Genomic DNA, 17,204 nt, shown 5'->3' with positions numbered 1-17,204 from the left:
CACCATGACCCTGCCCAGCTTCCCCGACGGCTACCGCGCCCTGGTGATCGGCGCCAGCGGCGGCATCGGCGGCGCACTGCTCGATGCCCTGGCCGCCGACCCGCGCTGCGGCCTCGCCCTGGGCCTGGGCCGTAGCAGCACGCCCCGGCTGGACCTCACCGACGAGGCCAGCATCGAAGCCGCCGCCCGCACCGTGGAGGCCGTCGGGCCGTTCCAGGTGATCATCAATGCCGCCGGGCTGCTGCACACCGAGCAGTTCATGCCCGAGAAGAAACTGGGCGACCTGAACCACGCCCAGCTACTGGCCACCTTCCAGGCCAACACCTTCGGCCCAGCGCTGGTGCTGCGTCATTTCAGCGGCCTGCTGGACCGCCGCCGCAGCGTCCTCGCGCTGCTCTCGGCCAAGGTCGGCAGCATCGGCGACAACCGCCTCGGCGGCTGGTACAGCTACCGCGCCTCCAAGGCCGCCCTGAACATGCTGGTGAAGACAGCCGCCATCGAACTCGCCCGCCGGCAGCCGGCCAGCGTGGTCGTGGCGCTGCATCCCGGCACCGTGAACACCCGCCTCTCGCAGCCCTTCCGGGGCGGGGAGACGGGCCGCCCGCCGGCCGATGCCGCGGAGCAGCTGCTGGCGGTCATCGACCGCGCCGGCCCCGAGGCCAGCGGCGGCTTCTACGCCTACACCGGCGAGCCCCTGCCCTGGTGAACCACCCCACGAGAGGAACGTGCCATGAACCTGCAGCAGCTGTTCAACCTCGCCCAGTCCCAACAGCTCAACAGCCTCGAACTGATCGCCCTGGAAGGCGGTAACTACGTCCTCCACGCCATCACCCCACAGCGCTGCGAGCCGGTGCTCGACGAACAGGGCAAGGTGCTCCACCTGCGCTCCATGACCCAGGCCCGCGACGTGCTCCAGGGCATCACCCCGGTGCCCTTCCACCTCGTGCAGCAGGTGGTGCAGGACGAAGCCTGCGGCCTCGGCGGCGGCCCGCAGGAGCCGATGCGCCTGCCGATCTCCCTGCAATCGGCCTGGTAACGCCATGCCCGGACGCCGCCTGGCGCTGGTCCTCGGCGACCAGCTGAGCTTCGATCTCGCCGCCCTGCGCGCCCTCGACCCCGCGCAGGACGCGGTGCTGATGGCCGAAGTGCAGGAAGAGACCCGCTACGTGCCGCACCACCCGCAGAAGATCGTGCTGATCCTCAGCGCCATGCGGCACTTCGCCGAGGCCCTGCGCCAACGCGGCTTCACCGTGCACTACGTGCAGCTCGACGACCCCGCCAACAGCGGCAGCCTGCCCGGCGAGCTCAGCCGCTGGGCCACGCAGCTGCAGGCGCGGGAAGTGCACCTCACCGAATGCGGCGAGTGGCGCCTGGAGCAGGCCCTGCGCGCCGTCGACCTGCCCCAGGTGTGGCACGAGGACGACCGCTTCCTCTGCAGCCGCGCCACCTTCGCCGGCTGGGCCGAAGGCCGTAAGCAACTGCGCATGGAGCTGTTCTACCGGCTGATGCGCAAGCGCACCGGGCTGCTCATGGAGCCCGACGGCAGCACCCCGCTGGGCGGTGCCTGGAACTTCGACGCCGAGAACCGCAAGGCCCTGCCCAAGGGCGTCAAGGCCCCGCTGCCGGCACGCTTCCCGCCGGACGCCACCACCACGGCGGTGATCGACCTGGTGCGCCAGCGCTTCAGCGACCACTACGGCCAGGTGGAGGGCTTCGACTACCCCGTCACCCACGCCGAGGCCGAGCGCCTCTGGCAATGCTTCCTCGACCAGGGCCTGGCCGCCTTCGGCGACTACCAGGACGCCATGGCCGAAGGCGAGCCCTTCCTCTTCCACGCACGCATCAGCGCCGCGCTGAACATCGGCCTGCTGGACCTGCGCCGCCTCTGCGACGACGTGGAAAGCGCCTACCGGCGCGGTGACGTTCCGCTGAACGCCGCCGAAGGTTTCATCCGCCAGCTCATCGGCTGGCGCGAGTACGTGCGCGGCATCTACTGGCTGCAGATGCCCGACTACGCCCAGCGCAACGCCTTCGGCAACCGGCGTCCGCTGCCCGATTTCTACTGGACCGCCGATACCCGCATGAACTGCATGCGCCAGGCCATCGGCCAGACCCTGGAGCATGCCTACGCCCACCACATCCAGCGGCTGATGGTCACCGGCAACTTCGCCCTGCTGGCCGGGATCGCCCCGCCGGCCATCTGCGACTGGTACCTGGCGGTCTACATGGACGCCTTCGACTGGGTCGAACTGCCCAACACCCTGGGCATGGTCATGCACGCCGACGGCGGCTACCTGGGCTCCAAGCCGTATTGCGCCAGCGGCCAGTACATCAAGCGCATGTCCGACTACTGCGGCAGCTGCCACTACAAGGTCAGCGAGAGCACCAGCGAGCGGGCCTGCCCGTTCAACGCCCTGTACTGGCACTTCCTCATGCGCCACCGCGACCGCCTGCGCGGCAACCACCGCCTGGGCATGATCTACCGCAGCCTGGAGCGCATGGACGAGACCAAGCAGGACGCCCTCTGGGCCCGGGGCGAAGCCCTGCTGGCCCGGCTCGACGCCGGGGAGGCGCTGTGAAGAAGGCCCACCTGCCGCAGAAGACCTGTGCCGCCTGCGGCCTGCCCTTCGCCTGGCGGCGCAAATGGGCGCGCTGCTGGGACGAAGTGCGCTACTGCTCCGAGCGCTGCCGCCGGCAGCGCGGCCCCACGCCTCAGGCCGGCGTGTAGAGCGACGGCTCCAGCCACCGGTCCATCAGCTCGCATTGCGCGGCCAGCAGGCGCCCGTTGCGCTCGTTGAGGCGGCGGCACTGCTGCAGCATCTCCCCCAGCTCCCCCCAGACCATCCGCAGGGCATTCGCGCGCTCCGCCGGGTAGCAGGCCAGCAGCCGCGCCATGCCGCCGCGCCCTTCGGCCAGGCGGTTGGCCCGCAGCACCCGGGCACGTCGTTGCGCGCGCTCGGCCATGGCATCCACCGCCTGCTGGATGTAGCCGTTGAGCGCGTCCACCTGGCCCTGGTCATGCCGCCCCAGGGCCGCATGCAGGGCCTCCAGGTGCTCCAGCAGCGCCGGCATGGCGCGGTGGTCCGCGAGCAGGTCCGCCTCCAGGGTGGCCAGCACCTGCTGGCGCTTCGCCGCGCTCACCCCTCCTGACCCCGGTGATGGCCCAGCATGCTGCGGGCCAGGGTCTCGGGCCGGGTGTCCAGGCCCTTCTCCCGCAGCAGCTCACGCAGCGCCAGTACCCGGTCGAGGTCGATCTCCGGCAGCTCGCGCAGGGCCTCCTGCAGCGCCTCCAGCGGCATCGACGCCTCCCGGGCACGCAGGCTCGCCACGCCTGCCGGCACCGAGGACGGCTCCCGATCATGACGGGACGTCGCCTCCAGTGGCGTCACAGGGGCTGCGGGCAGGGTTCGATTGATTTCCATGGGGCCTCCAGTGGGGCAAACGGGTTCCCTCCCACTGGGCGACCCGCATCGGCCCCCGCTTAAACGCCGCCGTGAATCGCGCGCACGGCGTAGCCCGGGCTTCAGCCCGGAACGGGGTACGCGCACCGCCGGGCAGACGGCCCCGTCAATACCGGCCGCGCAGCCAGCTCTGCGTGGCCATGGCGTCCTGCTGGCGTTGTTCCTGGCGGGCCTGCAGCTGGTGCCACTGGGCCAGCTGGTCATCCCGCACATGGGCCAGGCGCAACTCGTCGAAGCGCGCCTGCTGCAGCTCGGCCTGCAGCCGCTCCCGCATCTGTTCGAAGGTGGCCAGTTCGCGGCGCTGCCAGGCCAGGGCCCGGTGCAGGGTGAGCTTGTAGCGCTGGGCGTTGTCCCGCTCCAGGGGCGAGGCACCGCCGCTGGACGCGGCCGCCAGTTGCTCAAGGGCCTGGATGTTGGCCCGGCAGCGCTGGCACAGGTCGGCCTGGTGGGCCAGCCGTGCCTGCACGTCGCGGACCTTGCCGGCCCGCAACAGGGCCAGACGGTCGAGGGATTCGATGCGCTGCTTCATAGGCCTCCCAGCAGGTGCAACAGGTTGTCCAGGGTGGTTTCCAGTTCGGCCGCTTCATGGGTGTCCTGGCGCAGGTAGGCCTCCAGGCTGGGCGCCAGCTGCACCGCCCGGTCGGTGCGTGGGTCCTGCCCCGGGGTGTAGCCGCCCAGGGGGATCAGTTCGCGGATGCGCTCGTACACCGCGCGCAGCTCCTTGAACTGCCGCGCGGCGCCCTGGTGGCGGGCACTGGTGACCTGGGCCATGCAGCGGCTGACCGAAGCGGCGACGTCGATGGCCGGGTAGTGGCCCATGTCCGCCAGCCGCCGCGACAGCACGATGTGCCCGTCGAGGATCGCCCGGGCGCAGTCCGCCACCGGGTCCTGCTGGTCGTCGCCCTCGGCCAGCACGGTGTAGATGGCGCTCAGGCTGCCCTGCCCGTGCGCGCCGTTGCCGGCGCTCTCCACCAGCTCCGGCAGCAGGGCGAATACCGACGGCGGGTAGCCCTTGGTGGCCGGCGGCTCGCCCAGGGCCAGGGCGATCTCGCGCTGGGCCATGGCGTAGCGGGTCAGCGAATCCACCAGCAGCAGCACGTCGTGGCCCTGGTCGCGGAAGTAGCCCGCCACCGTGTGGCACAGCTCGGTGGCCTTCAGGCGCATCAGCGGCGATTCGCTGGCCGGCGCTACCACCACCACCGCCCGCCGCAGGCCCTCGGGCCCCAGGGCGTGGAGGATGAACTCCTGCACCTCGCGGCCACGCTCGCCGATCAGCCCGACCACCACCACCTCGGCCTTGGTCTGGCGGGTGATCATCCCCAGCAGCACGCTCTTGCCCACCCCGCTGCCGGCGAACAGCCCCACCCGCTGGCCCTTGCCCAGGGTCAGCAGGCCGTTGATGGCGCGCACGCCCACGTCCAGCGGCTCGGTCACCGGTCGGCGCAGCAGCGGGTTGACGCTGGGCAGGCCCAGCGGCAGCGGGTCACGCCCGGCCAGCCGCCCGCGCCCGTCGATGGGCTCGCCGAGGCCGTTGACCACCCGCCCCAGCCAGCTGTCGTCGATGCCCACGCGCTGGCCGTCACGCACCGGGAAGACCCGCGAGCCGGCCATCAGCCCCTCGGGCTTCTTGAACGGCATCAGGTAGGTGATGTCGCGGTCGAAGCCCACCACCTGGGCCTCCAACCCGCGCCCGTCGGCGGTCTCCACCCGGCAGCGCTGGCCGGTCATGCGGCGGCAGCCGAGGCTCTCCAGCAGCATGCCGGAGACCCGTACCAGGCGGCCGCTGACGGTGGCCAGCTGGACGCCGTCCAGGGAGCGCAATGCCTGGTCCAGGTCGAATCGTTCATCCAGTCCCATCACCTCAATGCTCCTTGATCAGGTGGTCGGAAAGCGTCTCCAGGCAGGCCTCCAGGCGCTGCTGGCAACCGATGTCCGCCTCGGCCTGGGCGGTGACCAGGCGGCACTCGCCCTGCCCCAGGCCCTCGTCCGGCACCAGGCGCCAGGCGGCGGTGCGCTCGGGAGCCAGGTCCCGCAGCCGTGCGCACTCCTCGGGGTTGAGGCGCAGCTCCACCTCCCCCGGGTCCCCCGGCAGCCCGGCCAGGGCCTCGTCCGCCAGGCTCAGCAGCTGCATGGGGCTCAACGTCAGCTCGCAGCGGATCACCTGCTGGGCCACCTTGCGCACCAGCTCCAGCAACTCCTCGCGGCGCCGCCGCTCCAGGTCGCGGTTGAGCGTGCGGTGCGCCTCGATCAACTGCTGCAGGGGCGCGCTGGCCTCCTCGAAGCGCTGCTGGGCGGCCGCCCGGATCTCCTCCCGGGCCTGGCGCCGTCCCTCCGCCAGGCCCTGCGCCACGCCTTCGGCATGGCCGGCCGCGCGCCCCTGCTCGCAGCCCTCCTGGTAACCCTGCTCCACGGCCGCCTGGTAGCCGTTGGACAGGCCGGCCTGGCCACCCAGGCCGGCCTCCCGTTCGCCGATGACCCCGGCCAGACGACTGCGCGGCGGGAAGCGGTAAGGCCGCCATCCCGCACTGTCTCCCTTGATGACTCGGCTGTTCATGGATCACTCACTCCACGGTTTCTTCGCGGAACAGCTGGATCTGCAGCTCACCGGCAGCGGCCATTTCCCGCACCACGCCCATGATCTGCTTGCGCACCTGCTCCACACGGCTCAGCGGTAGCGGGCCCTGGCGCCGGCTGATGGATTCCATCTGCTGCGCCTGGCGCTTGGGCAGCGCGCCCTGCACCGCCTTGACCAGTTCGGCCTCGGCGCCCTTGAGCGCCACCACCCAGTCCTCCAGCGGGATGCTCTCCATCAGCGTCTGCAGCACCGCCGGGTTCTGCCGGGAGAGGATGAAGAAGTCGTACATCTCGTCCTCGATGCGGCTCACCAGCGACTCGCTGCGGGCCCGCAGCAGCTCGAACATCTGCCCGCGATCGCCCTTGAAGCGGTTCATGATGTCGGCGGCCTGCTTGACCCCGCGCACCTGGGACCCCTGGGTGCCGAGCACGGACAGGCTGCGCTCGATCAGCGCCTCCAGCTCGGCGATGACGTCGGCGTTGATTTCGGTGAGGTTGGCGATGCGCAGCAGCAGGTCGTCCTGGCGCTCGGCCGGCATCGACTCCAGCACGTCGGTGGCCATGGACGGCGGCAGGAAGGCGAGGAACACCGCCTGCATCTGCGCGTGCTCCTTGGCGATCAGCGCCGCGAACTGGCGCGGGTCGAGCCACTCCAGGCGGGCCATCTTGGCGCGGATTTCCTCGCCGTAGATGCTGTCCAGCAGGCTGCGGGTGATGTCCCCGCCCAGGGCCTTGCCGAGCATGCCGGACAGGTACTGGCGGGAGGCGCCCTTGATGCTGCTCTGCTCGCGGTAGTCGTCGAAGAAGCGCCCGATCACCTCCGACACCATGGGTTGCTTGACGTTGGAGAGCCGCGCCATGGCCTGGCTGAGGGCGACGATCTCTTCCCGGCCGAACTGCCGCAGCACGCTGGCCGACATGTCGTCGCCCATGCTCAGCAGAAGGATCGCCGCTTGCTCCAGGGAACTCATGGCGCGCCCCGGGGGCACGCGCTTGCGTACCGCCTGGTTCGCGCCTTCTTCAGGCGGAGTCGTTGTCTCGTTCATGACGACCTATCCAATGCTTGATGACTTCCGAAACCCGTTCCGGGTCGTTCCTGGCCAGGAGCTGCAAGTGCTCCACCTGCATCTCCAGGCCCGAGCCGGGCGCCGGCAGGCGCACCTCGGCCAAAGGGTTGGCTTCGCCGAACACCCCCCCGCCCAGGGCCTGGCCCGGTCCACGGCCGGGCAATAACCCCTGCTCCCCTGCCGGCAAGCCGTCCGCCAGGGCCGCTGGCGGCGCGTCCTGGCGACGGCGCAGCCCGGCCAGGGCCGGCCGCAGCACCAGGAACAGCAGCAGCAAGGCGAGTACCACCACTACGCCGAAGCGGGCGTATTCGTAGAGCTGCGGGCTCTCCCACCAGGCCACCTCCGGCTCCTCGGGCGTCTTGAGGGCCACGAAGGGCATCACGCTGAGGATCAGCTGGTCGCCGCGCTCGGCATCGAAGCCCACGGCACCGCGCAAGGTTTCTTCCAGCTCCTTGCGCGCGGCCTCGCTCCAGCCGCCCTCCGGCGCGGCGGCGGCGTTGAGCACCACCGCCACGCTCTGCCGGCGCAGCTGGAACGAGGGGTGGCGCACGTGGGTGATGCGCTGGTCCAGCTCGTGCTGGCGGGTGCTCTCGCTGCGGGTGCTGGTGGAGGCCGGGTTGTCCGTCGGCGGCGGAGTGCCGGCGGCCGGCTTCTGCGCGGCCGGCGGGGCGGGCTGGGCCGGCGGTGGGCGGTTGCTCAGGGAGCCCGGTACACCCAGGGCCAACTGGTCCAGGGTGTTTTCGCTGCGCACCACTTCGTTGCGCAGGCGCGGGGTGTCGCCGTAGGCCTGGATGGTCTCCTCCTTCTGGCTGAAGTCGAAGTCGGGGCTGACGCTGACCCGGTAGTTGCCGGCACCCAGCACCGGGGCCAGCACCGCATCGAGGTTGGCCAGCGCCTGCTGGCGGTAGCCCTCGGCCACCTGGCTGTCCTGCAGCGCGCCGTTGACCACACCCTGGCGCGACAGCAGCACGCCGTTCTGGTCCACCACGCTGACCGCCTCGGGGGCCAGCTGCGGCACGCTGGCCGCCACCAGGTTGACGATGGCCGCCACCTGCTCCGGGGCCAGGCGCTGGCCGGCGGCCATGCGCAGCATCACCGAGGCCTTGGCCGGCTCACGGCGGCCGATGACGAAGGAATGGCTGGGCTCCTGGGCCAGGTGCACGCGCACCTGGTCGACGCCCTTGAGCTCGGCGATGGTGCGCGCCAGCTCACCTTCGAGGCTGCGGCGCAGGCGCACGTCCTGGACGAACTGGCTGCTGCCCAGGGGCTCCTCGCGGTCGAACAGCTCATAGCCGGGGGGCACCGCCACCTGCACGCCCTTGGCCGAGAGCAGCAGGCGGGTCGCGGCCAGGTCGGCCTCGCGCACCAGCACCTGGCCGGTCTGCGGGTGCAGGCGGTAGTCCACTCCTTCGCCGTCGAGCACCTGCAGCACGTCGGCGGCGGGAAACGCCTCGTGGGCGCCGTACAGCGCGCGGTAGCCGACGCTGTCGCGCCACAGCCAGTAGACGACCATTGCCGCCAGCAGCGCGGCAGCGGCGGCCAGGCCGGCCATGCCCAGGCGGGGGTCGAGTCGCAGGCCACCGGCGGGCAGCCTGTCGCGAATGTTGTCGAGCACGCTAGAACTCCCAGTCCGGATCACACCGGCATGCGGATGATGTCGTCGAAGGCGGTGGCCAGCTTGTTGCGCACCTGCAGCAGCGCGCTGAAGGACACGCTGGCCCGCTGGCTCTGCAACATGGCGCCCACCAGGTCGGTGCTGCGGCCGCTGTCCACCGCCGCCATGGCCTGGCCGGCGGCGTGCTGCTGGGCGTCCACTGCGCGCAAGGCGGCGGTGAAGCTGTCCGCCGGGCCGGGGGACAGCCCCTCGGGCAAGGGACTGGCAGGCAACACTCCACCGCGGCTGGCCTCGGCCAGGGTGTGCTGGAGGTCCAGCAGGTGCTGCTGGACGCTGGCGATGCTGGGCATGGCGGTCTCCTTCCGGTTCAAAGCACCACGCCCTGCTGGCGCATGGCGCTGAGGCGGTAGCGCAGGGCCCGGGGCGTCATGCCCAGGCTGGCCGCCGCCTTGCTCTTGTGGCCGCCGCAACGGCGGATGGTGTCGATCACGTGCTGGTACTCGGCGAGCTTGGCGCTGGCCCGCAGGGCCGCACGTCCGCCTTCGTCGAGGCCGAGCCCGCGCAGGGCATCGCGGGGCACCGGCTGGGCGCCCTGCAGGCGCAGGTCGCCGGGCTGGATGTAGAGCCCGTTGCGCAGCACCAGGGCGCGTTGCAGGCAGTTCTCCAGCTCGCGCACGTTGCCCGGCCAGTCGTGCTGCAGCAGCAGGCGGCTGGCTTCGGCGGTGAGCAGTTCGCGGCCGGCGTCCTGGGGCGCGTGCTTGGCCAGCAGAGCCTGGGCCAGGGGCAGCACGTCCTCGGGGCGCTCGCGCAGCGGCGGGATGTGCAGAGCGAGGACGTCGAGGCGGAACATCAGGTCGGCGCGGAAGCGCCCGGCGGCCACCTCGGTCTGCAGGTCGCGGTTGGTGGCGGCGATGATGCGCACGTCCAGCTCGATCTCGCGGCGCCCGCCCAGGCGTTCGACGCGCTGCTCCTGCAGCACCCGCAGCAGCTTGGCCTGCAACGCCAGGGGCAGTTCGCCCACCTCGTCCAGCAGCAGGGTGCCGCCGTTGGCCAGTTCGAACTTGCCGGGCTGGGCGCTGACGGCGCCGGTGAAGGCGCCACGCTCATGACCGAAGAGGATGGATTCGAGCATCGACTCGGGAATCGCCGCGCAGTTGACCGCGACGAAGGGCGCATCCGGGGTGGCGGAGAAACGGTGCACGTAGCGCGCCATCAGCTCCTTGCCGGTGCCGGTCTCGCCGGTGATCAGCACCGGGGTACGCGACAGCGCCATGCGCTGGGCCAGGGCCAGCAGGCGGCGGCCGGTGCGCGAGCGGGTGACGAAGCCCTGGTCGGCCCGCGCGGCACGCGCCAGGCGGCACAGCAGCGCCTCCACCTGCCCATCGCCGAAGGGCGCCAGCAGGTAGTCGGTGCAACCCAGCTCCAGCAGGGCGGCGGCGCGCTCCTGGTCGGCGTAGCCCACCACCGGTACCAGGGTCAGGTTCGGGTGGCGCTGCAGCAGCTCGCCTGCCAGTTGGCAGGTCTGCTCGACGGGCAGGTCCCCCAGCAGCAGGAAGGCCAGGCCGCCGTCGCGCAGCTGGTCGCGGGCCTGGGCCAGGTCGAGGGCGGTGCGCACCTCGCAGCCGCCCAGGCACAGGGCCTCCAGCAGCGGTGCGTGGTGCTCGCTCCAGGGCATGCCGATCACCAGTGCCTGGCGCCAGGCGGCGGCATCGGGCCGGTCCGGCCCCGGCAGCGGGTCGGACCCGGGAAAGCGGAGAGCGCTCATCATGTTCACGGTGGTAACCCCCATTCGAAACGTCCTGTTCGCGAAACCTCGGGGCGCAGTCGTCCCCGCGCCCTGGCGTCGGATCGACGCCGGGCGTGTTCGCCTGTTGTTGGTAGGTGATGGATCGGAGGGCTCGGGAGGACGCAAGGGCGTCGACTCGTTGGCCTGGAAACGACGCTAGCACCGCATCAGAAAAGTCCACACACAAATGGCCTTATTTCCTGTCAGTCACGACAAGAATTCATCAATGCGGGGTTTTTGAGATCAATTGATTTAAAGCCTTCTTCGCCGGCTCCTAGTATCCGAATCGCACGCGGATGCAGGAGCCTTCTTTACTGCAACGCCCGGATAAAACCGGGCCGCGACCTGCGATCCAGGCATCCGCTGCGAAAGGACCGACAACGCTCTGCCAGGTTTCCTAAAGAACCTGGCGCCCGAACGGCCGCAGAGGATGCCCATGAACACAAGCCGAAAAATCCATAACGACGTGTCTGCCGAATGCATCACGACCCTGCAGCCGCAGAAGCTGGGTCGGCATTACCACCGGATCCCGGGTTACGTGCGGGACACCGCCTTCCGCTACCCGCGCCTGGTCAGCGACTACTTCCTCGGCCACTACCGCCTGAACCTGGAGCTGCAGGAGGTGCAGGTGGAGGAGCAGGTCGAGACGCCGCCCGAATGCATCTACCAGTCCCCCATCGGCCAGTTGGGCTTCGGCATCGACCGCAGCCTGCTGGGCGAGGTGCTGGAGAGCTACTACGGCGGCACGCCGCCGGCCAACCAGGAACTGCCGCCGGAAAGCAGCTCGGAGGCGCGCATGCGCGAGCGGATCGGCGGCCAGGTGCTGTCGCGCCTCGGCCAGGCACTGCTGGCCGGTGACGCACCGGGCCCGCTGGAGCGCCAGCACGACAGCTACGCCGAGGTGCATTGGGAGTACGTCGTGACCCTGCGCTACCTGAGCCACCTCAGCCAGCGCCCCGGCGACCTGCGCCTTTACCTGGACGCGGCCTGGACGGACGAACTGATCCGCCGGGTCTCGGCGCCGACCACACCGCGCCAGCTGGGCGACCCGGCCCGGGCCATCCAGCACCTGCCGGTGCGCCTGGACTGCGTGCTGGCGCGGGCGCGCCTGTCCCTGGCCGACGTGCTGGGGCTGCAGGTGGGCGATGTGATGCTGATCCGCATGGAGGAGCGGGTCGACGTCTGCATCAACCGCCAGAAGCTGTTCCGCGGCGCCCTGTTCGATGACCAGGGCACCCTCTTCCTCACCTTCCTGGAAAGCGAGAAATCCGCATGAACGACACCCCGCTCGACAACGACGACGGCGCCCTGCTGGCGAACGATGCCCTGGCCCTGGGCCCGCTGGATGACGTCACTCCGGTGACCGCCGCCGCCACCGCGCCGGACCTGCGCTTCTTCGGCAAGATCCCGGTCAACGTCACCCTGGAGGTGGCCTCGGTGGAGGTGGCCCTGAACGAGCTGCTGGATGTGGACGCCAGCAGCGTGATCATCCTCGACAAGCTCGCCGGCGAGCCGCTGGACGTGAAGGTCAACGGCGCGCTGTTCGCCAAGGCCGAAGTGGTGGTGATGAACGGCAACTACGGCCTGCGCATCCTCGAACTGGCCGGCAACCCGCTCCAGGGGCTGACCGCATGAGCGGCCGGCTGCGCACCCTCATCGCCGTGCTGGCGATGATGCCGGGGCTGGCGGGTGCGGCCGGCGGCGAACTGACGCTGTTCAGCCTGGAGAACACCCCCAGCGGGCAGGACTTCAGCGTCAAGCTGCAGGTGCTGATCCTCATGAGCCTGCTCGGCCTGCTGCCGGCCATGCTGATGCTGATGACCTGTTTCACCCGCTTCATCATCGTGCTGTCCATCCTCCGCCAGGCCATGGGCCTGCAGCAGAGCCCGCCGAACAACGTGCTGGTGGGCATCGCCCTGGTGCTCACGCTGCTGGTGATGCGGCCGGTGTGGCAGGCCTTGCACGACGAGGCCTACCTGCCCTTCGAGGAGGACCGACTGACCCTGCAGGAAACCCTCGGCAAGGGCCGCGACATCCTCGGCCGCTTCATGCTGGCGCAGACCCATGAGGCCTCCCTGGAGGCCATCGCCGGGCTGGCCGGGGAGACCCTGCCGGAGCGCCGCGAGGAGGTGGATTTCCTGCTGTTGCTGCCGGCCTTCGTGCTCAGCGAGCTGAAGACCGCCTTCCAGCTCGGCTTCATGCTCTTCGTGCCGTTCCTGGTCATCGACCTGGTGGTGGCCAGCGTGCTGATGGCGATGGGCATGATGATGCTCTCGCCGATGATGGTCTCGCTGCCGTTCAAGCTCATGGTGTTCGTGCTGGTGGATGGCTGGGCGCTGACGGTGGGCACCCTCGCCGGCAGCGTGCAGCCCTACTGACGGACGAGGAGCACGCCATGCTGACCCCCGATACCGCCGTCGCCATCATCGCCCACGCCGTGGAGGTGATCGCCCTGATCGTCTGCGTGCTGGTGGTGCCCAGCCTGCTGGGCGGGCTGGTGGTGGCCATCTTCCAGGCCGCCACGCAGATCAACGAGCAGATGCTCAGCTTCCTGCCGCGCCTGCTCATCACCCTGGGGATGCTGGTGCTGGCCGGGCACTGGATCCTCACCCGGCTCGGTGATCTGTTCATCGAGTCCTTCCGCCAGGCCGCGCGGCTGGTGGGCTGAACATGGCCGGCGATCCCCTGCTGCAGGCCACCACCGCCCTGGAAGGCCTGGCCCGCTACTGGTGGCCGCTGTGCCGGACCCTGGCGCTGTTCGCCACGGCACCGGGCTTCGGCCACCGCGCCCTGAGTGTGCGCGCCCGGGTGCTGCTGGCGCTGGTGCTGACCGGGGCCCTGGGCGGCGTGCTGCCGCCTGCACCGACGCTGGAGCCGCTGTCGGCCCCCGGGGTGCTGGCGACCCTGGAGCAGATCGCCGTGGGCGTGCTGCTGGGGTTGAGCCTGCAACTGGTATTCGCGGTGTTCAGCCTGGTGGGCGACCTGGTCTCGACCCTGCTGGGGCTGAGCATGGCGGTGTACAACGACCCGCTGAACGGCGTGTCCTCCAGCTCGGCGATCTACCAGCTCTACTTCATCCTGCTGATGCTGCTGTTCCTGGCCATCGACGGGCACCTGCTGGTGGTCAGCGTGCTGTACAAGAGCTTCCTCTACTGGCCGGTGGGCAGCGGCCTGCACTACGCCGGCCTGGATGCGCTGCTGGGCGGCCTGGGCTGGATGTTCGCCGCCGCCCTGCTGATCGCCCTGCCGATGGTGGTGTGCATGAGCCTGGTGCAGTTCGGCTTCGGCCTGCTCAACCGCATCTCGCCGGCGCTCAACCTGTTTTCCCTGGGCTTTCCCGCTGCGGTGGTGATCGGCCTGGCCTGCCTCTCGCTGACCCTGGCGAGCCTGCCGGGCAACTACCTGGAGCTGACCCGGGCGACCCTCGACAGCCTCGGCAACCTGCTGCTGGAGGCCCGCGATGGCTGAGTCCAGCGCCCAGGACCGTACCGAGGAGGCCACCGAGCACAAGCTGCGCAAGTCCCGCCGGGAGGGCCAGGTGGCCCGCTCCCGCGACCTGGCCACCGGCGCCACCCTGCTGGTGGCGGTGCTGGCGCTGCGCTCGGCACTGCCGGGCATGCTCGACGGCCTGGAGCAGCTGTTCCGCGAGGTGCACCAGTTGCCGGCGCCCGGCCACCAGGGCGCGGACGACCTGAAGGCGCTGGCCGGCCGCGCCATCGCCACCCTGGTGGGGGTGCTGCTGCCGTTGCTGGTGGTGCCGCTGCTGGTGGTGCCGCTGGCGCTGCTGGCCGGGGGCTGGATGTTCGCCTGGCGCAACGTGCAGCCCCAGGGCTCACGGCTCAACCCGATCAAGGGCCTGGGCCGGCTGGTGGCCTGGCAGAACTGGACGGAGCTGCTCAAGTCCCTGGCGAAGATGGCGGTGCTGGCCGCGGTGGCCTGGTTCACCTTCGCCCTGCGCCTGCCGGAGGTGCTGGCGCTGCAGCACGGCGACACCCTGGGGGCCATTACCGGGGCGCTGCGGCTGATGGGCGACACGGCGCTGGCGCTGGTGACGGTGTTCGTGGTGTTCGCCGTGCTGGACGTGCCGCTGCAGCGTTTCTTCTTCCTGCGCAAGCAGCGCATGACCCGCCAGGAGCGCAAGGAAGAGCACAAGCAGCAGGAAGGCCGCCCCGAAGTGAAGGGGCGCATCCGCCAGCTGCAGCGGCAGATGGCCCAGCGCCAGATCACCCGGGTGATCGACCAGGCCGACGTGGTCATCGTCAACCCCGAGCACTACGCCGTGGCGCTGCGCTACGACCCGCACCGGGCGCGGGCGCCCTACGTGATCGCCCGGGGCGTGGACGAGACGGCGCTGTACATCCGCCAGCTGGCCACCGCCCGGGGCCTGGAGGTGCTGGAGGCGCCGCCGCTGGCGCGGGCGCTGTACTTCACCACCCAGGTCAACCAGCAGATCCCGGCACCGCTCTACGGGGCGGTGGCCCAGGTGCTGCACTACATCCTGCAACTGCGCGCCTGGCGCCAGGGCCGCCGCGCGCGGCCGGTGCCGCCACAGCATTTCCCGATTCCCGACGACCTGTTGAAACGAGGCTGACCCATGCCCACCCTGTCCCATTTCCTGGCCAGCCTGCGCAGCGGGCGGATCGGCATCCCGCTGGTGATCCTCAGCGTGCTGGCGATGATCATCCTGCCGCTGCCGCCGCTGCTGCTGGACGCGCTGTTCACCTTCAACATCGGCCTGGCGATCCTGGTGCTGATGGTCAGCGTCTCGTCCCAGCGCCCGCTGGATTTCTCCCTGCTGCCGACGGTGATCCTGGTCACCACGCTGCTGCGTCTGTCGCTGAACGTGGCCTCCACCCGCGTGGTGCTGCTGGACGGCCACACCGGCAGCGGCGCGGCGGGCAAGGTGATCGAGGCCTTCGGCGAGGTGGTGATCGGCGGTAACTTCATCGTCGGCCTGGTGGTATTCGTGATCCTGATGATCATCAACTTCATGGTCATCACCAAAGGGGGCGAGCGCATCTCCGAGGTCACCGCGCGCTTCACCCTGGACGCCCTGCCGGGCAAGCAGATGGCCATCGACGCGGACCTCAACGCCGGGCTGCTGAACCAGGAACAGGCCCGCGACCGGCGCCGCGAGGTGGCCAAGGAGGCGGACTTCTACGGGGCCATGGACGGGGCCTCGAAATTCGTCCGGGGCGATGCCATCGCCGGCATCCTGGTGCTGCTGATCAACCTCTTCGGCGGCACCGCCATCGGCATGCTGGTGCACGGCATGAGCGGCGGCGACGCCTTCCGCCAGTACGCCCTGCTGACCATAGGCGACGGCCTGGTGGCACAGATCCCGGCGCTGCTGCTGTCCACGGCGGCGGCGATCATCGTCACCCGGGTCAACGAGTCCGCCGACATCACCGCCCTGGTGCAACGCCAGCTGCTCGCCTCGCCTTCGCTGCTGGCCACGGTGGCCGGCATCCTGGTGGTGCTGGCGCTGGTGCCGGGCATGCCGCACCTGGCCTTCCTGGCCTTCGCCGCGCTGGTGGGCTTCGTCGCCTGGCGGGTGGCACGCAGCGCCCCCCCGAAAGAGGCACACACCCTGGAGCGCACCGAGGCCCTGGCCCTGGCCATGGACAGCCCGCACAACGCGCCGCTGGGCTGGGAGGACCTGCCCGGCGTCGAGCGCCTGGGGCTGTCCCTGGGCTACAAGCTGGTGGGGCTGGTCAACGAGGCCGGCGGCGCGCCGCTGCCGCAGCGGGTGCGCGGGGTGCGCCAGTCGCTGTCCGAGCACCTGGGCTTCCTCCTGCCGGAGGTGCGCATCCGCGACAACCTGCGCCTGAAGGCTTCGCAATACAGCATCCAGATCAACGGCCAGACCATCGAGTCCGCCGAGATCCACGCCGACCGGCTGATGGCCATCCCCTCCCCCGAGCTGTACGGCGAGATCGACGGCATCCTCGCCACCGACCCGGCGTACCGCATGCAGGTGGTGTGGATCGAGCCCACCGAGAAGGCCCGCGCCCTGAACCTGGGCTACCAGGTGATCGACTGCGCCAGCGTGATCGCCACCCACCTGAACAAGGTGATCCGCCAGAACCTGCCGGACCTGCTGCGTCTGGACGACGTGGAACTGTTACTGCAACGCCTGGCCCTGGAGGCGCCCAAGCTGGCCGAGACCCTGCGCGCCCAGCTGGGCCTCGGCCCCATTCACCGCGCCTGCCGCCACCTGCTGCAGGACGAGGTGCCCCTGCGCGACGTGGTGACCCTGGCCACCGCCCTGCTGGAAGGCAGCGAGAGCACCAAGGACCCGCTGCTGCTGGCGGCGGATGCGCGCTACGCGCTGCGCCGCACCATCGTTGCGCAGATCGCCGGGGAGCGCGGCGAGCTGGGGGTGTTCCTGCTGGACCCGGCCCTGGAGAACACCCTGCTCGGCGCCCTGAGCCTGGCGCAGCAGGCCGGGCCGGTGAGCCTGGACGCGATCCCCGTGGAACCGGCCCTGCTCAACCAGCTGCAAGGCGCCATGCCCGCGGTGAAGGAGCGCCTGCGCCGCGAGGGCCACCCGCCGATCCTCACCGTGATGCCACAGCTGCGCCCGCTGCTGGCGCGCTACGCACGGGTGTTCAGCCCGGGGCTGCACGTGCTCTCGCAGAACGAGATTCCCGAGCGCGTGGGGCTCAAGGTGGTGGGCACCCTGGGTTGAGCAAGGGGTC

General features: G+C 70.5%; 20 protein-coding genes. 11 read left to right on the top strand and 9 right to left on the bottom strand.

Translation table 11 applies throughout. The features are described 5' to 3' along the window. The first annotated feature begins 4 nt into the window (after positions 1-4). Genes BM198_RS04135 through BM198_RS04120 form a run of 4 tightly spaced genes read left to right on the top strand, consistent with a single transcriptional unit; the run spans position 5 to position 2,728 of the window. Positions 5-706 (top strand): SDR family NAD(P)-dependent oxidoreductase, encoded by a 702-nt coding sequence (locus BM198_RS04135; RefSeq protein WP_074968001.1) that lies wholly within the window; start codon positions 5-7, stop codon positions 704-706. Between the two features lie 24 nt (positions 707-730). Then, positions 731-1,036 (top strand): DUF6482 family protein, encoded by a 306-nt coding sequence (locus tag BM198_RS04130; protein ID WP_044399893.1) that lies wholly within the window; start codon positions 731-733, stop codon positions 1,034-1,036. A 4-nt stretch (positions 1,037-1,040) separates the two neighbouring features. Beyond that, complete coding sequence (locus tag BM198_RS04125; protein WP_074967999.1) at positions 1,041-2,579, top strand: cryptochrome/photolyase family protein; 1,539 nt, start codon at positions 1,041-1,043, stop codon at positions 2,577-2,579. Continuing rightward, positions 2,576-2,728, top strand: coding sequence for a DUF2256 domain-containing protein (locus BM198_RS04120; RefSeq protein ID WP_074967997.1), 153 nt, complete (start codon positions 2,576-2,578; stop codon positions 2,726-2,728). Before BM198_RS04125 ends, BM198_RS04120 begins: the two co-directional genes overlap by 4 nt. Here BM198_RS04120 and flgN read toward each other — a convergent pair. From flgN to BM198_RS04075, 9 genes are all read right to left on the bottom strand, one after another. Further along, the gene (gene flgN / locus BM198_RS04115; protein WP_074967995.1) at positions 2,713-3,141 is read right to left on the bottom strand and encodes a flagellar export chaperone FlgN; all 429 of its coding nucleotides are present in this window, start codon (positions 3,139-3,141) and stop codon (positions 2,713-2,715) included. The two genes, BM198_RS04120 and flgN, sit on opposite strands and share 16 nt — an antisense overlap. Next, positions 3,138-3,422, bottom strand: coding sequence for a flagellar biosynthesis anti-sigma factor FlgM (locus BM198_RS29490; RefSeq protein ID WP_044399902.1), 285 nt, complete (start codon positions 3,420-3,422; stop codon positions 3,138-3,140). The genes flgN and BM198_RS29490 overlap by 4 nt, the downstream gene beginning before the upstream one ends. A gap of 145 nt (positions 3,423-3,567) precedes the next feature. Continuing rightward, complete coding sequence (locus tag BM198_RS04105) at positions 3,568-3,990, bottom strand: flagellar FliJ family protein (RefSeq protein ID WP_074967993.1); 423 nt, start codon at positions 3,988-3,990, stop codon at positions 3,568-3,570. Continuing rightward, the gene (gene fliI / locus BM198_RS04100; RefSeq protein ID WP_044400008.1) at positions 3,987-5,318 is read right to left on the bottom strand and encodes a flagellar protein export ATPase FliI; all 1,332 of its coding nucleotides are present in this window, start codon (positions 5,316-5,318) and stop codon (positions 3,987-3,989) included. The genes BM198_RS04105 and fliI overlap by 4 nt, the downstream gene beginning before the upstream one ends. Before the next feature lie 4 nt (positions 5,319-5,322). Next, the gene (gene fliH / locus BM198_RS04095) at positions 5,323-6,015 is read right to left on the bottom strand and encodes a flagellar assembly protein FliH (RefSeq protein WP_074967991.1); all 693 of its coding nucleotides are present in this window, start codon (positions 6,013-6,015) and stop codon (positions 5,323-5,325) included. A 7-nt stretch (positions 6,016-6,022) separates the two neighbouring features. After that, positions 6,023-7,081 (bottom strand): FliG C-terminal domain-containing protein, encoded by a 1,059-nt coding sequence (locus tag BM198_RS04090; RefSeq protein ID WP_074967989.1) that lies wholly within the window; start codon positions 7,079-7,081, stop codon positions 6,023-6,025. Next, positions 7,056-8,717 carry a flagellar basal-body MS-ring/collar protein FliF gene (fliF, locus tag BM198_RS04085; protein ID WP_074967987.1) on the bottom strand — a complete coding sequence of 554 codons (1,662 nt, stop codon included), beginning with the start codon at positions 8,715-8,717 and terminating at the stop codon, positions 7,056-7,058. The genes BM198_RS04090 and fliF overlap by 26 nt, the downstream gene beginning before the upstream one ends. Before the next feature lie 20 nt (positions 8,718-8,737). After that, positions 8,738-9,067 carry a flagellar hook-basal body complex protein FliE gene (locus BM198_RS04080; protein ID WP_074967985.1) on the bottom strand — a complete coding sequence of 110 codons (330 nt, stop codon included), beginning with the start codon at positions 9,065-9,067 and terminating at the stop codon, positions 8,738-8,740. A gap of 17 nt (positions 9,068-9,084) precedes the next feature. After that, the gene (locus BM198_RS04075) at positions 9,085-10,506 is read right to left on the bottom strand and encodes a sigma-54-dependent transcriptional regulator (protein WP_243899404.1); all 1,422 of its coding nucleotides are present in this window, start codon (positions 10,504-10,506) and stop codon (positions 9,085-9,087) included. Between the two features lie 433 nt (positions 10,507-10,939). Between BM198_RS04075 and BM198_RS04070 the strand changes: the two genes are divergently transcribed. From BM198_RS04070 to BM198_RS04040, 7 genes are read left to right on the top strand one after another with little or no spacing between them, the layout of a single operon-like run. Continuing rightward, complete coding sequence (locus tag BM198_RS04070) at positions 10,940-11,779, top strand: FliM/FliN family flagellar motor switch protein (RefSeq protein ID WP_074967982.1); 840 nt, start codon at positions 10,940-10,942, stop codon at positions 11,777-11,779. Next, a complete protein-coding gene (locus BM198_RS04065) occupies positions 11,776-12,138 on the top strand; it encodes a FliM/FliN family flagellar motor switch protein (protein WP_044399925.1) in 363 nt (120 codons plus the stop codon). Before BM198_RS04070 ends, BM198_RS04065 begins: the two co-directional genes overlap by 4 nt. Beyond that, positions 12,135-12,881 carry a flagellar type III secretion system pore protein FliP gene (fliP, locus tag BM198_RS04060; RefSeq protein ID WP_074967980.1) on the top strand — a complete coding sequence of 249 codons (747 nt, stop codon included), beginning with the start codon at positions 12,135-12,137 and terminating at the stop codon, positions 12,879-12,881. The genes BM198_RS04065 and fliP overlap by 4 nt, the downstream gene beginning before the upstream one ends. 17 nt (positions 12,882-12,898) lie before the next feature. Further along, positions 12,899-13,171, top strand: coding sequence for a flagellar biosynthetic protein FliQ (locus BM198_RS04055; RefSeq protein ID WP_044399931.1), 273 nt, complete (start codon positions 12,899-12,901; stop codon positions 13,169-13,171). A 2-nt stretch (positions 13,172-13,173) separates the two neighbouring features. Then, a complete protein-coding gene (gene fliR, locus BM198_RS04050) occupies positions 13,174-13,971 on the top strand; it encodes a flagellar biosynthetic protein FliR (protein WP_074967978.1) in 798 nt (265 codons plus the stop codon). Next, entirely contained in the window at positions 13,964-15,094 is a 1,131-nt protein-coding gene (flhB, locus tag BM198_RS04045; RefSeq protein WP_074967976.1) for a flagellar type III secretion system protein FlhB, read from the top strand. The genes fliR and flhB overlap by 8 nt, the downstream gene beginning before the upstream one ends. A 3-nt stretch (positions 15,095-15,097) precedes the next feature. Continuing rightward, entirely contained in the window at positions 15,098-17,194 is a 2,097-nt protein-coding gene (locus BM198_RS04040) for a flagellar biosynthesis protein FlhA (protein ID WP_074967974.1), read from the top strand. Positions 17,195-17,204 lie beyond the last annotated feature (10 nt).

Source organism: Metapseudomonas otitidis (genome assembly GCF_900111835.1).
GTDB classification, from domain to species: domain Bacteria; phylum Pseudomonadota; class Gammaproteobacteria; order Pseudomonadales; family Pseudomonadaceae; genus Metapseudomonas; species Metapseudomonas otitidis.
This window is presented reverse-complemented; position numbering and strand designations above follow the sequence as displayed.

Excerpts from the sequence above, each read along its gene's own strand:
- BM198_RS04135 (WP_074968001.1), top strand. The coding sequence starts at position 5 with ATGACCCTGCCCAGCTTCCCCGACGGCTACCGCGCCCTGGTGATCGGC.
- BM198_RS04130 (WP_044399893.1), top strand. The coding sequence starts at position 731 with ATGAACCTGCAGCAGCTGTTCAACCTCGCCCAGTCCCAACAGCTCAAC.
- BM198_RS04125 (WP_074967999.1), top strand. The coding sequence starts at position 1,041 with ATGCCCGGACGCCGCCTGGCGCTGGTCCTCGGCGACCAGCTGAGCTTC.
- BM198_RS29490 (WP_044399902.1), bottom strand. The coding sequence starts at position 3,422 with ATGGAAATCAATCGAACCCTGCCCGCAGCCCCTGTGACGCCACTGGAG.
- BM198_RS04105 (WP_074967993.1), bottom strand. The coding sequence starts at position 3,990 with ATGAAGCAGCGCATCGAATCCCTCGACCGTCTGGCCCTGTTGCGGGCC.
- fliI (WP_044400008.1), bottom strand. The coding sequence starts at position 5,318 with ATGGGACTGGATGAACGATTCGACCTGGACCAGGCATTGCGCTCCCTG.
- fliH (WP_074967991.1), bottom strand. The coding sequence starts at position 6,015 with ATGAACAGCCGAGTCATCAAGGGAGACAGTGCGGGATGGCGGCCTTAC.
- BM198_RS04090 (WP_074967989.1), bottom strand. The coding sequence starts at position 7,081 with ATGAACGAGACAACGACTCCGCCTGAAGAAGGCGCGAACCAGGCGGTA.
- BM198_RS04080 (WP_074967985.1), bottom strand. The coding sequence starts at position 9,067 with ATGCCCAGCATCGCCAGCGTCCAGCAGCACCTGCTGGACCTCCAGCAC.
- BM198_RS04075 (WP_243899404.1), bottom strand. The coding sequence starts at position 10,506 with ATGGGGGTTACCACCGTGAACATGATGAGCGCTCTCCGCTTTCCCGGG.
- BM198_RS04070 (WP_074967982.1), top strand. The coding sequence starts at position 10,940 with ATGAACACAAGCCGAAAAATCCATAACGACGTGTCTGCCGAATGCATC.
- BM198_RS04065 (WP_044399925.1), top strand. The coding sequence starts at position 11,776 with ATGAACGACACCCCGCTCGACAACGACGACGGCGCCCTGCTGGCGAAC.
- fliP (WP_074967980.1), top strand. The coding sequence starts at position 12,135 with ATGAGCGGCCGGCTGCGCACCCTCATCGCCGTGCTGGCGATGATGCCG.
- BM198_RS04055 (WP_044399931.1), top strand. The coding sequence starts at position 12,899 with ATGCTGACCCCCGATACCGCCGTCGCCATCATCGCCCACGCCGTGGAG.
- fliR (WP_074967978.1), top strand. The coding sequence starts at position 13,174 with ATGGCCGGCGATCCCCTGCTGCAGGCCACCACCGCCCTGGAAGGCCTG.
- flhB (WP_074967976.1), top strand. The coding sequence starts at position 13,964 with ATGGCTGAGTCCAGCGCCCAGGACCGTACCGAGGAGGCCACCGAGCAC.
- BM198_RS04040 (WP_074967974.1), top strand. The coding sequence starts at position 15,098 with ATGCCCACCCTGTCCCATTTCCTGGCCAGCCTGCGCAGCGGGCGGATC.